The sequence below is a fragment of the Novosphingobium humi genome (assembly GCF_028607105.1).
GTDB lineage: Bacteria > Pseudomonadota > Alphaproteobacteria > Sphingomonadales > Sphingomonadaceae > Novosphingobium > Novosphingobium humi.
In genome coordinates this window covers 639,202-655,417 of the sequence record NZ_CP117417.1, presented here as the reverse complement: position 1 = coordinate 655,417, position 16,216 = coordinate 639,202, and the positions used below count along the sequence as shown (strand labels likewise).

General features: G+C 63.1%; 12 protein-coding genes. 10 read left to right on the top strand and 2 right to left on the bottom strand.

Features of this window, described 5'->3' with window-relative positions; translation table 11 throughout:
• The first annotated feature begins 101 nt into the window (after positions 1 to 101).
• The 3 genes from PQ457_RS03040 to PQ457_RS03030 all read left to right on the top strand — a co-directional run bounded on the left by PQ457_RS03040 (position 102) and on the right by PQ457_RS03030 (position 4,018).
• Positions 102 to 1,136, top strand: a complete 1,035-nt coding sequence (locus PQ457_RS03040) for a LacI family DNA-binding transcriptional regulator (RefSeq protein WP_273618316.1) — start codon at positions 102 to 104, stop codon at positions 1,134 to 1,136.
• A 129-nt stretch (positions 1,137 to 1,265) separates the two neighbouring features.
• A complete protein-coding gene (locus PQ457_RS03035; protein WP_273618315.1) occupies positions 1,266 to 2,750 on the top strand; it encodes an MFS transporter in 1,485 nt (494 codons plus the stop codon).
• Between the two features lie 71 nt (positions 2,751 to 2,821).
• On the top strand, positions 2,822 to 4,018 hold the full coding sequence (locus PQ457_RS03030) for a patatin-like phospholipase family protein (RefSeq protein ID WP_273618314.1): 1,197 nt from the start codon (positions 2,822 to 2,824) through the stop codon (positions 4,016 to 4,018).
• Positions 4,019 to 4,155: 137 nt separating this feature from the next.
• On the opposite strand, the gene PQ457_RS03025 is transcribed toward PQ457_RS03030, so the two are convergent.
• Positions 4,156 to 4,527, bottom strand: a complete 372-nt coding sequence (locus PQ457_RS03025) for a hypothetical protein (protein WP_273618313.1) — start codon at positions 4,525 to 4,527, stop codon at positions 4,156 to 4,158.
• Positions 4,528 to 4,809: 282 nt separating this feature from the next.
• On the opposite strand from PQ457_RS03025, the gene PQ457_RS03020 reads away from it, so the two are divergent.
• From PQ457_RS03020 to PQ457_RS03010, 3 genes are read left to right on the top strand one after another with little or no spacing between them, the layout of a single operon-like run.
• Positions 4,810 to 6,726: a pilus assembly protein gene (locus PQ457_RS03020; protein ID WP_273618312.1), complete on the top strand. Its 1,917-nt coding sequence runs from the start codon at positions 4,810 to 4,812 to the stop codon at positions 6,724 to 6,726.
• On the top strand, positions 6,726 to 7,313 hold the full coding sequence (locus PQ457_RS03015; RefSeq protein ID WP_273618311.1) for a TadE/TadG family type IV pilus assembly protein: 588 nt from the start codon (positions 6,726 to 6,728) through the stop codon (positions 7,311 to 7,313). Before PQ457_RS03020 ends, PQ457_RS03015 begins: the two co-directional genes overlap by 1 nt.
• Positions 7,310 to 7,933 carry a pilus assembly protein TadE gene (locus PQ457_RS03010; RefSeq protein ID WP_273618310.1) on the top strand — a complete coding sequence of 208 codons (624 nt, stop codon included), beginning with the start codon at positions 7,310 to 7,312 and terminating at the stop codon, positions 7,931 to 7,933. Before PQ457_RS03015 ends, PQ457_RS03010 begins: the two co-directional genes overlap by 4 nt.
• 71 nt (positions 7,934 to 8,004) lie before the next feature.
• On the opposite strand, the gene PQ457_RS03005 is transcribed toward PQ457_RS03010, so the two are convergent.
• Positions 8,005 to 9,006, bottom strand: a complete 1,002-nt coding sequence (locus PQ457_RS03005; protein WP_273618309.1) for a LacI family DNA-binding transcriptional regulator — start codon at positions 9,004 to 9,006, stop codon at positions 8,005 to 8,007.
• Between the two features lie 165 nt (positions 9,007 to 9,171).
• On the opposite strand from PQ457_RS03005, the gene PQ457_RS03000 reads away from it, so the two are divergent.
• The 4 genes from PQ457_RS03000 to PQ457_RS02985 all read left to right on the top strand — a co-directional run bounded on the left by PQ457_RS03000 (position 9,172) and on the right by PQ457_RS02985 (position 16,143).
• On the top strand, positions 9,172 to 9,858 hold the full coding sequence (locus tag PQ457_RS03000) for a response regulator transcription factor (RefSeq protein WP_273618308.1): 687 nt from the start codon (positions 9,172 to 9,174) through the stop codon (positions 9,856 to 9,858).
• On the top strand, positions 9,846 to 11,213 hold the full coding sequence (locus PQ457_RS02995) for a sensor histidine kinase (protein ID WP_273618307.1): 1,368 nt from the start codon (positions 9,846 to 9,848) through the stop codon (positions 11,211 to 11,213). Before PQ457_RS03000 ends, PQ457_RS02995 begins: the two co-directional genes overlap by 13 nt.
• A 227-nt stretch (positions 11,214 to 11,440) precedes the next feature.
• On the top strand, positions 11,441 to 13,924 hold the full coding sequence (locus tag PQ457_RS02990) for a TonB-dependent receptor (protein ID WP_273618306.1): 2,484 nt from the start codon (positions 11,441 to 11,443) through the stop codon (positions 13,922 to 13,924).
• A 254-nt stretch (positions 13,925 to 14,178) separates the two neighbouring features.
• The gene (locus PQ457_RS02985; protein ID WP_273618305.1) at positions 14,179 to 16,143 is read left to right on the top strand and encodes a putative bifunctional diguanylate cyclase/phosphodiesterase; all 1,965 of its coding nucleotides are present in this window, start codon (positions 14,179 to 14,181) and stop codon (positions 16,141 to 16,143) included.
• The last annotated feature ends 73 nt before the right edge of the window (positions 16,144 to 16,216 follow it).

The following is a 16,216-nucleotide window of genomic DNA, read 5'->3' as shown; positions in this document are numbered from 1 at the left end:
CAAAAGATGGCATACGTATACCCATATTATGCGCAATCGGGTAATGTTGCTCTAAGGCCACGCAAGAGCCAGTCGGGAAGCACACGCATCATGGGGGGATCATGGGGCAAAAACGATCGAACAAACCTACCAGCTTTGACATCGCCTATCGCGCGGGCGTGTCCCAGCCCACGGTCAGCAGGGCGCTGCGCGGATCGCGTTCGGTCAGCGCCGAGACGCGCGCAAGGATCGAGGCGATTGCCCGCGAACTGAATTACACGGTCGACAAAAACGCTTCCTCGCTGCGTTCACAGCGGGCCAACACGATTGCGCTGCTGTTTTTTGAAGAACCCAGCGAGGATGATTCGCGCATCAACCCCTTCTTCCTCGCCATGCTGGGATCGATCACGCGGCAATGCGCCAATCGCGGGTTCGACCTGTTGATTTCGTTCCAGAAAATGGAGGATGACTGGCACACGCGCTATCAGGACAGCCACCGAGCCGATGGACTGATCCTGCTGGGCTATGGCGATTACACGCAATACGAACAGCGGCTGACGGGGCTGGTGGCGCAGGGCACGCGCTTTGTCCGCTGGGGTTCGGTGCGGCCTGACAATATCGGCGCCACCGTGGGCAGCGACAATTTCGGCGCGGGGCAAATGGCGGGCGATCACCTGATCGCGCAGGGCCGCCGCGACATCGCCTTTCTGGGTCAGGCCGACGAGCATTACCCCGAGTTTTCCGACCGTTATCGCGGGCTTCAGGCGGCGCTGGCGGAAAACGGTCTGCCGGTGAACCCCGATTTGCAGATTGATGCTTTGACGACCGAGGAATCGGGCTATCTGGCCGCAAAGGCCCTGATTGCGCGGGGCGCGCGGTTTGACGCGATCTTTGCCGGATCAGACCTCATCGCCATCGGCGCGATGCGCGCGCTGTCCGAGGCGGGCCTGTCGGTGCCGGGCGATGTGGCGCTGATGGGTTTTGACGATATTCCGGCGGCGGGCATGACCAACCCGCCGCTGACCACGATGATGCAGGACCTGAAGGCGGCGGGCGTGCTGCTGATCGAAACCCTGTTGGCCCAGATCGAGGATCGGCCCCTGCCCTCGCCGGTCCTGCCCACAAGGCTGGTGCGCCGCAAGAGTTGCGGGGGGTGAGCGGCGCCGGGCAAATCACGGAGCTGATTTGCCGACTGAACACAAGGTATTCGTATACGTGATTGCCCCGCGCCCCGGTCCATGCAACGCCGTGCGCCACAAACAGACCACCATGCGGAAGGGGAAATCATGTCGGGCAAGCCCAAACTTGGCTGGGCCGGGCTGTGCAATGTCAGCTTTGGCTTTTTCGGCATCCAGATCGGCTTTGCCCTGCAAAACGCCAATATGAGCCGGGTTTTCCAGTCGCTTGGTTCCTCGATCGATGATCTGCCCGCGCTGTGGATCGCCGCGCCTTTGACCGGCCTGCTGGTGCAGCCGGTGATCGGGCATCTGTCGGACCGCACGTGGTTGGGGCGGCTGGGGCGGCGGCGGCCCTATTTTCTGGCGGGCGCGGTTCTGGCCTGTCTGGCGCTGCTGGTCATGCCGCTCCAGGGCATGCTGCTGGGCGCGGCCATGCTGCTCTGGCTGCTCGATGCCAGTCTGAATGTAGCGATGGAGCCGTTCCGCGCCTTTGTTGGCGATATGCTGGACAAGAGCCAGCATACGGCGGGCTATGCGGTGCAGACCGCCTTTATCGGCGCGGGGGCGGTGGTGGGTTCGCTGTTCCCCTCGCTGCTCGATGCGCTGGGCGTGGCCAATGTCGCGCCCACGGGACAGATCCCCGATACGGTGCGCTACAGCTTCTGGGCGGGCGGGGCGATCCTGCTGGCGGCGGTCTTGTGGACGGTGCTGAACACGCAAGAATATTCGCCCGCGCAGATGGCGGAGTTCGGCGAGGCACCCGCCCCCGAAACCGGCCCAGACCTTGTGCTGGCGGCGCGCTCGCCGCTGGGGGCCTTGCCGTGGATCAGTGCGGGCGGCGTGCTGGGGGCCTGCGTGGCGCATTGGGCGCTGGCCAAGGAGCTTTATCTGCTGGCCGGCCTGATGGCGGCCTATGGCGCGGCGCTGATCGCGGCAATCCTGTTGGCGCGCGCGGGGCGCACCACATTGCTCTCCAGCGTGGTGGGCGATTTTGCCGGCATGCCGCCGCTGATGAAACGCCTTGCGCTGGTGCAGTTCTTCAGTTGGTCCGCGCTGTTCATCATGTGGATCTATACCACGCCCATCGTTGCCCAATATCATTTCGGCGCCACCGATCCGGCCAGCCCGGCCTATCAGGCGGCGGCCAATTACGTCGGGCGATTGTTCTCGATCTATAACGGCGTGGCCGCGCCCGCCGCGCTGATCGTCCTGCCATGGCTGGCCCGGCGCATCGGCAAGGCGCGCACCCATGCGGTCAGCCTGATTGCCGGGGCGGCGGGCTTCGGCTCCTATCTGGTGCTGCGCGATCCGGCATGGCTGATGCTGTCCGAGGTGGCAATCGGCCTTGCCTGGGCCTCGATCCTGGCCATGCCCTATGCGATGCTGGCCTCCAGCCTGCCGCAATCGAAGCTGGGCGTGTCGATGGGCCTGTTCAATGTTTTCGTCGTGGTGCCGCAATTGCTGGTGGCCACGGTCATGCACACGATCATGGACGCGTTTTTCCCCGGCGCGCCGGTGTGGACCATGGCTTTTGCCGCCGCCACACTGATGGTCGCCGCGATGGCCACGCTGACCTTGCCCAAGGTGGAATGAACAGTGGCGGATTGAATAGCGGCCATTAACCGCTACCTTGAAAGGCGCGATCATCAAGGAGCCGCCCATCCATGCCCCGAATGCGCCGCTGGAAAGCCCCCGTCACCCACGCCCGAGGCAATGGCACGCCCTTTGAAACCGTGGCTTTATTGCTGCAAGGCGGGGGCGCGCTGGGGGCCTATCAGGCGGGCGTTTACGAAGCGCTGGCCGAGCGGGGGATCGAGCCGGGCTGGATCGCGGGCATTTCCATCGGCGCGATCAACAGCGCGATCATCGCGGGCAATGCGCCCGAGGCGCGCGTGGGCCAATTACGCCGCTTTTGGGAGGGCGTCTCGGGCCGATCGACCGCATGGGCGCCATGGCTGGCCACGCTTGGCCTTTCGCATCTGGCGGTGAACCCGCATCTGCGCGGGGCTATCAACCAGATGGCGGCGGGGCAGGTGCTGATGCAGGGTGCGCCGGGGTTCTTTTCCCCTCGCCTGATCCCGCCCTTTTTTCAGCCCGACAAGACCGCCGAGGCGACCAGTTGGTATGACACCAGCCATTTGCGCGCCACGCTGGAAAGTCTGGTCGATTTCGACCGCATCAACACGCGCAAAACCCGCTTCAGCGTGGGCGCGGTCAATGTGCGCACAGGCAATTTCAAATATTTCGACAATGCCCAATGCGCGATCCGGCCCGAACATATCATCGCCTCAGGCGCGCTGCCGCCCGGTTTTCCAGCGGTCGAGGTCGATGGCGAATATTACTGGGACGGCGGGCTGGTGTCGAACACGCCGCTCGACTGGGTGCTGTCCTCCGATTCGCGGCTCGACACGCTGGTGTTTCAGGTCGATCTGTGGAGCGCGCGCGGCCATATGCCCGGCGACATTGCCGCGGTTGCCTCGCGCATGAAGGAAATCCAGTATTCCAGCCGCACCCGTGCCGCCACCGACATATTTCGCGAAAGACAGGAGTTGCGCAACGCCTTCCGCAAGCTGGCCGAGACGATGACGCAAGAGCAACTGGCCAGCCCCGAGGGCAAGCTGTTGATGGAGGCCACCGATCCGGCCCGCTACAACATCGTCCAGATGGTCTATCAGTCGCCCAATTACGAAGGCGATTACAAGGACTATGAATTCAGCCGCCAGACGATGGAGGACCATTGGCGCAGCGGCTATGAGGATGCCGCCCATACGCTGGCCCAGCGCGAGGTGCTGGAATTGCCCAGCGACCCGTCCGGGCTGGCGGTGTATGATTTCACCAGTCCGGGTGGGGGCAAGAGTTAAGGGCCTCCGGCGGGCGATTTTTAAATGCCTCCGGCGGGCAAAGGGGCTGGTCCCTTTGCAATCCCGTTACTGTCCTTGCAGCGTCTTGACGGCGGCGGGGGGCGATAGGGGATTGAAGGCCGCTTTGCGGTTTAGGCTCAACGCTGTTCGACGCTGCGTTCGACGTTAACCGCGGCCACCTTGTCGGCGCTTAGGCTAAGCTGCATGTCCCAGGTTGCATAAGTGTCCACCACATCATCAACCGAAATGCGTTCGCGGTAGAAGCAGTCGACCGTGTCGCCGCGCGCCGCGCCGCAATGCGCGCCCGCCTGACGCAGCATCGCCACGCCGCCGCGCGCATCTGCTCCCACCGGCACCGCGCGGCGCACCGCGTCATAGCCGGCCTCGGGCGTGCCGTTGCGAACATATTCATTTTCAAACAGATGGAAATCCAGACCCGGCCCGGCCGCCTGCACAGGCGCGCCAGACAGCAGCGACACGGCAAAAGCCCAAGCCAAAAGGTTCTTCATGATGATCTCCATGTAAGGATGCCGACTCCGACGATAATGCGAAGGTGGCGGCCAATCGGGGTGGCGCCGATTTACGCTTATTGCGGCTATACTCAAACTCGATTCCTGCATCCGCAGTTGCAAAACCGGCGCGTGTCCGGGGCCGCGAATAGGCCCGCAATACAGCCCGGCAACGCCCAAGATCCGACAATTTATGAATCTTTAAGCGTTAACCACTAGGTGAAACTATCAGGCGTGCTTTCCGGGTGCGCATCTTGTCCGCTGAAACAAGGCCCGATTTTCATGCTGCAACCCCGGCCCTTTCTGTGCCGTTTGGCCCATGACCGGCGCGGCAATGTGCTGATGCTGGCCTCCGCGATCATGTTCGTGCTGACCGCGCTGATCGGCGGGGCGGTGGACTTAAGCCTTGTCTATCGCGCACAGAACCGGCTTCAGGGGGCCTGCGATGCGGGCGTGCTGGCCGCCCGGCGCGCGGTGACCACCAATGGGCTGGACGCCACCGCGATCGCGCAGGGCAAATCCTATTTCAACGTCAACTATACCGACGCCCAGCAAGGCACCAAGAGCACCACCTTTGCCCTGACCTCGTCCGACAATGGCATCACCGTCAACGGCACGGCCAGCACCACCGTGCCGCTGCGGATCATGGCGCTCTTCGGGCGTTACACCTATAACGTCAGCCTGACCTGCGGATCGACGCAGAGCATCGGCAATTCCGATATCGTCTTCGTGCTGGACACCACCGGGTCGATGGCCGATTCCTATAACGGCACGGTCAAGATCACCGGGCTTCAAAACGCGCTCAAGAATTTCAACACGACCATCATCAACGCCACGGCGGGCACGAATGCCCGCGTGCGCTATGGTTTCGTGCCCTACAGCAGTTCGGTCAATGTCGGGCGCCTGCTCTACAATCTGAACCCGTCCTATCTGGTCAGCAATTACGGCATCCAGACCCGTGTGCCGCAGTTCGAGACGGTCAATTACGGGGTTTACAATGGGCGCTCGATCAAGACCTCGGAAGAGGTCTACAGCGCCAACAGCACGCCCGCCCTCTATTCCAGCAGCGCCTATGGCAGCCAGAGCGCCTGCCTCGAGGCCCTGCCCGCCGTCACGGCATGGGCCAACAATGGTTCACCCTCCGCAAGCAGCGGCTATGTGACCACCGGCAATTATTCCTATTACGCCAATATCAGCAACCAGCCCAGGCGGCGCACGCTTTATACCTGCTCCCGCTCGGGCGACAGCTATTATCAATATTACTACTACGCCAATCTGACATTCAAAACCTATAGCTATACCGGCTTCACCACGCCCGCGACGACATCGACCGCAAGCCTTTTCGACCATTTCGACTATATGCTGGTCAATATGGATGTCAGCACGTTCAAGACCTTTGCCAATACCACCACCAACACCGGCTCGAACGGCACATCGCTGGTATCCTCATGGGATGGCTGCATCGAGGAGCGCTATACTGTCTCTGACCCGACCTTCACCTACAGTTCGCTGACCGACCGCATTTCGCCCACGACCGCCACCGACCTCGACATCGACATGGCGCCCACCAGCGATGATGCCACCAAATGGGCGCCCATGTGGCCCGATGTCGCCTATTATCGCGGCACCAGCAGCAGCAGTTCCATTTTGAGCACATCGGGGTCGCAGGCCTATTCCTATTGCCCGGCGGCGGCGCGCACGCTGGCCACGATGACCCAGACCGATTTCACCAATTACGTCAACTCGCTGACCCCGGCGGGCAGCACCTATCACGATATCGGCATGCTGTGGGGCGCGCGGCTGATTTCGGCGACCGGGATCTTTGCCAGCAATGTGACCGAAGTGCCCACCAACGGCGGCAATGTCACGCGCCACATCATCTATATGACCGACGGCGAACCCAATGCGAATTATTCGATCCAGCAGGCCTATGGCATCGAATACCATGACCGGCGCATCACCGATAATGGCTATTCCAATGATGACAATCGCCATATCGCCCGTTTTCGCGCGCTGTGCGATGCGATCAAGGGGCGCGGCGTGCGCATCTGGGTGATCGGCTATTCCACCAGCCTGTCGAGCGACCTGTCCTATTGCGCCTCGCCCGACAGCGGCTTTACCGCCAACAGCGCCAGCGAACTCAACAGCGCGTTTCAGCAGATCGCCAAGACTGCCAGCGCGCTGCGGGTGGCCAGTTGATGGCGCGGCGGCTTGGCCATCTCTGGCGCGACCGGCGCGGGGCCACGGCGGTGGAATATGCCTTTGTCCTGCCGATCCTGTTGGTGATGATGATGGGCATCGGCTATTTCGGCCAGATGTTCTATGGCCGCGCGCTGCTCAATGGCGCGGTGCGTCAGGCCGCGCGCGATGCCACGCTCGAAAATGCCAACACCACCACGCTGGACCAGAACGTGGCCAAGGTGCTGGCCCCGGCCCTGCCCGGCGTGACGGTCACCTCGACCCGCAAGTCCTATTATGATTTCACCGATATCGGCCGCGCGGAAAAATGGACTGATTCCAATGCCAACGGCCGCTGTGACAATGGCGAACCCTACACGGACGAGAACGGCGACGGATCGTGGAATTCGGACATTGGCGCAGCGGGCAATGGCGCAGCGGGCGACATCATCGTCTATACCGCCACGGCCAGCTATACGCCGATGTTCAGCGTCCCTTTCATGAAAAGCATGTGGGGCAAGGTCACGCTGAACGCCACGGCGGTGCGCCGCAACCAGCCCTGGGCCGCGCAGGTCGCCTATGGTTCGGCCACAAGGACCTGCACATGAAATGGCGCGCCCTCCTGCGCCGCCTGCGCCGCGATTGCTCGGGCGTCTCGATCATCGAGCTGGGCGCCACCATGCCTGTGCTGCTGGTCATCGGGCTTTATGGCATCGAGATGGCGAACATGACCATCACCAGCCTTCAGATCAACCAGATCGCCATGTCGACCGCCGACAATGCCTCGCGCCTTGAACAGAGCAGCACGTCCAGCGTCAGCCCGACAGTGACCGAAACCGAGGTCAATTCGGTGCTGACCGGCGCGGTGCAGGAGGGCAAGAGCATCAACCTGAGCACCAGGGGCAAGGTCATCATCTCCAGCCTCGAACTCAATTCGAGCACCGGCAAGCAATATATCCACTGGCAACGCTGCACCGGCAGCATGACCGCCGCCTCGGCCTATGGCGCGGAAAACGCCGTCGTCACCGGCATGGGCCCCACCGGCAATCAGGTGATGGCGGCCAGCGGCATGGCCGTGATGTTCGTCGAGGTCTATTACCAGCAATCGGGCCTGTTCGGATCGATGTTCGTCAAACCCATGACGCTGCGTCAGGAAGCGGCCTTCCTCATCCGCGATTCACGCAATCTGACGGCGGGGCTGTCGGGCACCAAGACGGCGACGTGTTGATGCCGGTATTTTGGGGTGCCTCCGGCGGGCAAAGGGACTCGTCCCTTTGCCCGCCGGAGGCATAAAGCCCCTCAAGCCGACATACGCTCGACCAACTCCGGCGCCATCACCACGCTCTGCGTCTCCTCGCCCGCGATGCGGCGCATCAGCATGTCGACCAGATGCTCTGCCCCGGCGACCAGATCCTGGCTGATGGTGGTCAGGCTGGGCACGGTATGTTCGGAGAGCGGCAGGTTGTCATAGCCCACCACGCGCACGTCGCCGGGCACCGACAGGCCCACTTCGGAGAGCGCGCGCAGCGTCGTCATCGCGATCACGTCGGAGGCGGCCACGATCCCGTCGGGCCGGTGCGAAGCATCGCCCAGATAGCGGGCAATATCGGCATAGGCCAATTCGGCCACCAGATGGGCTGGGACCACATCGGCCCGATCCAGCCCGGCCTGCGCCAGCGCGGCCTGCACACCGTCCAGACGCTGGGTCATTTCCAGGGCGCGCGGATCGCCGAAAAAGGCGATCTTACGACACCCATGCGCAATCAGATGCCGCGCCGCCATCTGTCCGCCCAGATAGTTGTCGCTGCCCACGCTGCAATGGACCTGCCCTTCCTTATGCCCGCCCCAGACCACCAGCGGTCGATAATCGCGCGCCACCTCGTCAAGGGTCGCGGCCTGATCCGATTGGCCCAACACGATCAGCCCGTCGACCCGCCCCGATGTCGCCACCCTTTCCAGCCAGCCCATATCCTGAGGAATCACCCGGCTGAGCAGCAGGTCATAGCCCCGCTCGGTCAATTTGTCGGCCAGCATCGCCAGCATGGTGATAAAGAAGGGATCGGAAATCGGCTGCCCCGCTTCGTGGCCCAGCGGTATCAGCACGCCGATCGCCCCGGTCTTTTGAATCCGCAGGTTGCGCGCCATCACATTGGGGCGAAAGCCATATTCGCGCGCCAGCGCCTGAATCCGCTCGCGCGTGGCCTGGCTGATCAATTCCGAACCGGCCAGCGCGCGCGATACCGTACCGGCCGACACCCCGGCCACTTCGGCCAGCTCCTTGATGTTCCTCACCCTCTGCATGGCTTTTCCCACCCTGCCCCATGCGCCAACTCAACAGGAAATCGCCCCCTTGGCAAGCAAAAGCGGGGATGGCCGCCGCGCGGCTTTGGCAAAGAAAATGCGCGCCTGCGCCCCGGCGCCCGGACGCATCCGCGAAAATGTCACAAAACCGTCGCATCAGGGGCCATGGCTCAGAAACCTGTTCTTGTTGTCGAGGATGATCCGATCATCGCGGGCGTGATCTGCCGCAGTCTGGCGGCATGGGGTCATCCCTCGCTCCACGCGCTGACCGGACGCGAGGCTTTGGCCCTTGAGCGCGAGGGCGCGGTGGGCGCGATCATTCTGGACCGGATGCTGCCCGATATCGGCGGGATAGAGATCCTCTCGCAATGGCGCGCATCGGGGTGCAATATCCCGGTGCTGATGCTTTCCGCGCTCGGCTCGGTGCAGGACCGGGTCGAGGGGCTGAAAGCGGGGGCTGACGATTATCTGACCAAGCCGTTTGACGATGCCGAACTGGAGGCGCGCCTTGCCGCGATCTGTCGGCGCAACCTGCGCAAGGGCGATGATCTGGCCGTGGGGCGGCTGCGGCTGGACAATGCCGCGCACCGGGCCTTTCTGGGCGATGCGGGCATTGACCTTAACCGCAAGCAGTTTTCGATGCTGGCCTATCTGATGCGCCATGCCGACCGCGTGGTAACGCGCGCCATGCTGCTGGAAAATGTCTGGGGCTATGCCTTTGATCCGGCCACCAATATCGTGGAAAGCAATCTCTCGCGCCTGCGCGGGCGGCTTCAGGCATTGGGCTGCGATGCGGTCGAAACCTTGCGCGGCGAAGGCTATGTTCTGCGTTCGGCCAAATGCGGGGCCTGACCTTTCTGGCCCAGCCGCGCATCGGGCGGTTGGCAGGGCAATTCGGGCTGGCCTTTGCGCTGGCGATGGCCGGGGCCGGCGCGCTGCTCTACTGGCAGGCGCGCGCGCAGATCGATGATGAGGTCGAAACCTCGCTGCGCCGCGAACAGGCGCGCATTCTGGTCCCCGGCGCGCCGCAGGACACCGCCGCCATCGCCCGCCGCCTCAATGCGCTGACCGGCGGGCGCGTCATCAGCGACAAGGGGCATATGCTGTTTGCCGCTGATGGCCGCGCGATCTGGGGCCGGATCGAGATGGCCCCGCCGCCCCCCGGCTTTGCCGATGTAAGCTTTCGTGATGGCCGCCCCGACTGGCGCGAGGGCCATGCGCTGACCGCGCGGCTGCCCGACGGGGCGCGGCTGGTGATCATCGAACATTCCGAGGCGGTGGAAAATATCCACGCCATGCTGCCGCGCACCGCGCTCATTCTGGTCATCATCAGCGTCGTTGTCGGCGGCGGGGCGGCATGGCTGTTTTCGGCGCTGATCGCCCAGCGATTGGCCCGCACGATGGCCGCCGCCGATGCGCTGGCGCGCGGAGACCTCAGCCGGCGCATCCCCGATGCGGGCCTTGACGGCGTGTTTGCCCAGCAGGTCGCGGGCCTCAACCGGATGATCGAACGCATGGCCGACATGGTCCACAGCCAGCGCCAGTTCGCCAGCCATCTGGCCCATGACCTGCGCACGCCGCTGACGCGGCTGCGCGCCCTGTTGCAGGCCGACAGGGAGCATACGGACGCCGCCGGACGGCAATTGCTGGAACGGGCCGAGCGCGAATGCCGCTCGATCATCGCCATTTTCGACGCGCTGCTGCGCCTGTCGGAAATCGAGGCGGGGCGCCACCCCACCGCCATGGCCCCGTTGCCGCTGGCCCCGATCATCGAGGATGTGGCAGAAACCATGGAGCCGGTGATCGCAGATGCGGGCAGCAGGCTGGAGCTTGGCGCGCTGTTTCCCGCCACGATCCGGGGTGATGTCGGGCTGGTGCATCAATTGCTGGTCAATCTGCTCGACAATGTGGCGCTCCACACGCCCGCGCAGACATGCGCCACCATTGGCCTCAGCCAGACCGGAACCGAGGCGGTCATCACCATCGCCGACAACGGCCCCGGCATCGCCGAGGCCCAGCGCGACCGGGTGATGCAGCCCTTTGAACGGGGCACGGCCTCGAATCGGCCCGGCAGCGGGCTGGGTCTGGCGATTGCCGACGCCATCATGCGTTTTCACGACGGATCGCTCGAACTGGCCGACAATGGGCCGGGGCTGGCGGTGCGTCTGCGTTTTCCGCTGCTTCGGGCGGGTATGGCAACATTCTAAATTTGCAATCTTGCCCGCTTTGAGCCGCTGCTCCGGCGCTTCGTCACATATCCGTCATCGCCCGCACCTAACCGCCGCTCGTGTCCGGTGGGTTCAAGGATCGGGCAAAACGACAGCATGGATCATCCCCACGGCGCCCACCTCGTTTCGGGCGGCGAAGGCGGCTGCCTGCTCGGTCTGTGAGCCCGCCGTCGGAATTGAGATCATATCGTTCAAGGGGCCGTAACATGAGCAAACATTCCATCCAGACGCTGCTGGCGACCAGCACCGCGCTTGCCGTCTGTCTGATCGCCAACATCGGCTGTGCGATGGCCGCCGAGACGCCGACCGCCGACGCGCCCGCCGCCGCAACCGGCGCCGCCGATGACCAGTCCACCTCCGCCAATCAGGCGGGCCAGGCCAATGACCGCCAGTCGCTGACCACCTCGGACATCATCGTGACCGGCTCGCGCACCGCCGAGGCCGCTCCCCTTACCGCATCGCTGACCACCACCCAGCCGCAGTCGGCGATCAGCCGCGAATTCATCGACAATGCCAATGCCGCCTCGGACTTCTTCGAGCTGATCGCTCTGACGCCGGGCGTCTCGATTTCGGGCACCGGCAATGGTCAGGGTTTTTCCGAAACCAAGGCGACCATCCGCGGGTTCAAGGATGGCGAATATAACGTTACCTATGACAGCATCCCCTTTGCCGACACCAACGACCCCACCCACCACTCGACCTCGTTCTTTCCCGCCACGACGATTGAAACGATCGTCGTTGATCGCGGCCCGGGCAATGCCAGCCAGTTGGGTCAGGCCACCTATGGCGGCAACCTCAACATGTATTCGCGGGCCGTCTCCGACAAGCGCGGCGTGATGGGCGAGGCTTTGCTGGGCAACTGGAACAGCTTTATCGGCCGCGCCGAAATCCAGACCGGCAAGATCGACAAGTGGAACGGCGCCAAGTTCACGCTTTCGGGCCAGTATCTGAAGTCCGATGGCGCGCTGACCTATTCGCCGGTGATGTCGAAGAACCTGTTCTTCAAAGGCGTGATCCCGATCGGCACCTCCAGCAAGCTGACCATCCTGTCCACCTGGAACCGCAACTATTACTATCAGTCCGACGTGCTCAAGGGCACAAGCTGCGGCGTTCCCACGACCGGTCTTGTGTCGGGTTCGGCAACCTTGAAGGCGGAAAATTGCGCGCCCACCTCGAACATTGGCATGTATGGCCTGAACTATGGCCTGAGCAATGATCCGACGCGTCAGGACTACTGGAAGTATAACCGCACCGACAAGACCACCGACTTCTCCTATCTGCGCCTGCAAAGCGATTTGTCCGAGCATCTGAGCCTCGACAACCGCGTTTACATGTATGGCTATACCAACAACACGATGAGCGGGAATACCGGCAGCACCATCGTCACCGGCTACAACACCTCGGCCGTGCCCTATACCAAGAACACGATCACCGGCATTCCCGGCTATAACAAGCTGAACAAATATCGCGTTCTGGGCTATATCGGCCAGGCCGATTATACGTTCGGCTTTGGCAAGGCCAAGGTGGGCGGCTGGTTTGAACATTCAAACTCGTGGCGCCACACATGGGATTTCGACTGGAACACCGGCGCGCCCAACTATGACCAGAAAGCCAATCTGGGCACGGCCGCCACGGCGGGCTATCCCTCGGTCAATCTGGCCAACATCAAGTATGAGCAGAATTCGAGCTGGGACCAGTTCCAGTTGTTCGGTGAACTCGAACTGCGCCCGGTCAGCAATCTGGCCATCACGCCCGGCATCAAATATGTGCATTTCAAGCGCGGCGTGAACGCCATGGTCAACGCCGACTCCTATCGCTCGCCGGCCAACACCACCGCCACCTGGACCAAGGCATTGCCTTTCGGCACGATCAACTGGCAGCCCAAGACCAACTGGTCCTTCTATGGCCAGTATGCGCAAGGCATGTATGTGCCCGACCTGTCGAGCTTCTACACCCCTTCGTATGACGCGGCCACCGCCGCGCAGTCGACCAGCGCCGCCGCCGCCGTCAAGCCCCAGACCAGCACCAATTATCAGGTCGGCACTGTCTGGCACGGCCGCAAGGTCTCGGTTGATCTCGATGGCTATATCATCAACGTGAACAACAAGATCGCCAGCGCCACCGACACGACGGCCTTCTCGGGCACGCTGGTCAATATCGGCACCGTCCATTACAAGGGCTTTGAGGGCCAGATCGCCTATATGCCGATCGAAGGCCTGACCCTGTTCGGCAACGGCTCGTATAACTATGCCCATTCCGGCACCACCAATGCCCAGATCGCCAAGGCCCCCTTCAGCACGGCGGCCGCAGGCTTCATCTACAAGCACAAGGGCCTGCGCGTCTCCTTCAGCCAGAAGTTCACCGGCCCGCAATATGCCACCGAACTCTTCACCGTTAAGCAGTCGGTGAACGGCGTGCCCACCTCGGTCACGCAATTCACGACCACGGACGGCATCCGTCTCTATCGCATCAGCCCCTATTCGACCGGCGAATTCGCGATCAGCCAGGATATCGGCGAGCATTTCCGCATCGGCGCCACCGTGTCGAACGTGTTCAACAGCCGCGCGATCACCGCGGTCGCCAACGGCGGCACCACCGTGGTGGGTGGCCAGACCTATTATGCCGGCGCGGACCAGTTCAGCTTCCTGCCGCCGCGCTCGTTCATGGTCGATGTCCGCGTGAAATATTGATGCGGCCAAGGCATCGGGGCCGGTTCAGGCCCTGATCCGGCCACCGACAAGGTGTAACCCCCGCTCCGGCCACGGCGCGGGGGTTTCGCTTTTTGCGGTTTTACTTTTCGGGGCCCGCGCTCTTGCTGGACATATTACCCTATTATCTCCAATATCATCCGCGATCCAACCTAGGCCGGCGCTAGAGGCCTTTTCACCTATGGCGGCCCATAATGCTGACAATCTGGCTGGCGCGCACGAAAAGGAGAGGACGCTTGCAGCTTTCGCGTCTGATCCGGTGGTTCGCGGAGATAGGAACCGATCCGGACCTGGCGGTCTATCAGGCGGCGAATCTGCAAAGACAGGTCCCGCTGCTCTATGGCCTGCTGCTGATCAACTCGCTGGCCGTGGCCATCACCCATCGCGCGCAGGCCCCCCTGTTGCTGACGTTCGTGGCGCCCGCCGTGCTTTTTGTGATAACCCTGATCCGCATGGTCCACTGGCTGCGCACCCAGCGCGCCGGGCTGCCCAGCCCGGAAGCGGCCAAGCGTCAGTTGCGTCTGGTCACGATGGTGGCGGCACCGATCGCGGCGGCCTATGCGGGGTGGTCGCTGTCTCTGGCCCCCTATGGCGGGCCGTTTGAACAGGCCCATGTGGCGCTTTATATTTCGACCACGGTGATCGGGTGCATTTTCTGTCTGGTGGTCCTGCCCCAGGCCGCGCTGCTGGTGGCGGTCTCGGTGCTTCCGGCCTTCGTCATCTTCTGTTTCAGCAAGCGCCTGCTGACCTTTGCCACGATCGGCATCAATGTGACGCTGGTGCTGGGCGTGCTGTTGCGGGTGCTGTTCAACGGCTTTGAACATTTCCGCAGACAGGTGAAATCGGGCTGCCTGCTTGCAACCCAGCACCAGGAATTGCAGCGGCTGAACGAGGAAAACCGCAAGTTGGCGATGACCGACAGCCTGACCGGCCTGCCCAACCGGCGACAGTTCTATGCCGATCTGGATGCATGGACGGATCAGTCCGCCGGGCCTTCCTTTGCGGTCGGCGTGCTCGATCTGGACCGGTTCAAGCCGATCAACGACACCTATGGCCATCAGGTCGGCGACCGGCTGCTCGAAGCCATAGGGCGGCGCCTGCGCGCCACGGCGGGGCCTTCGGTGCAGGTCTATCGGCTGGGCGGGGATGAATTCGGGCTGATCGACACCCAGGTCGATGATTTCGCGCGCACCTGCGAGCGCCTGCTGCAGCAGGTGCGCGCGCCGCTGCGCATCGGCGAGATCGTGCTGTCTGTGGGCGGCTCGCTGGGCGTGGCGCCATATCCCGATGCCGGGACCAAGGCGTCCGACCTGTTCGACCGGGCCGATTACGCGCTCTATCACGCCAAACATGTCCATGGCGGCGGGGTCTGCCTGTTCACCCCCAGCCTTGAAACCGCCGTGCGCGCCGACCGCGCCATCGAGGCCGCGCTTCAGGCCAGTTCCTTTGAGGAGGAATTGTCCATCGTGCTCCAGCCCATCGTCGAGTTGTCGAGCGGGCGGCTCAGCGCCGTCGAGGTGCTGGCGCGCTGGTCCAACCCGATGCTGGGCGAGATTTCCGCGATGGAATTCATCGCCATTGCCGAACGTTCAACCGCGATCCATTCGATCACACGCACCGTTTTCAAAAAGGGGCTGAAGGCCGCGCGCCAATTGCCCGATCATGTGGCCGTCTCCTTCAACATATCGGCCTGCGACCTCACCTCTGCCACCACGCTGGCCTTTATCCGCGACGAGATCGCATCGGCGGGCATCGCCCCGCGCCGGATCTGGATCGAGGTGACCGAAACTGCCGTGATGCGCAATGCCGAGGCCGCCGCCCAGGCCCTTCAGGCCTTCCGCGATCTGGGCGTGGGCATTGCGCTTGATGATTTCGGCACCGGCTATTCCAGCCTTGGCTATGTCCAGCGCCTGCCGCTCGACAAGATCAAGATCGACCGCAGCTTTGTGCGCGCGCTCGACAACGCCGAGGGCAGCACGATCACTTCGGCGGTCATCACCCTGTGCCATACGATCGGTCTGGCCTGCGTGGCCGAGGGCGTGGAAACCGAAGCCCAGCGCCAGACGCTGGCCGAGGCCGGATGCGAACATGCGCAGGGCTATCTCTTCAGCAAGCCGCTGCCGTTGAGCGAACTTCTGCCGCGCTGCGCCGATGCGCAGGCCTCGTGGCTTGATTCCGGCCGGCGCTCGGCTGTCGCCTGAGCCATCGGCCCCCGCATGCCGGGCGATGAACAGGCATTTTGCACCCCGTCCGCTGATCCCTGAATATCCGACG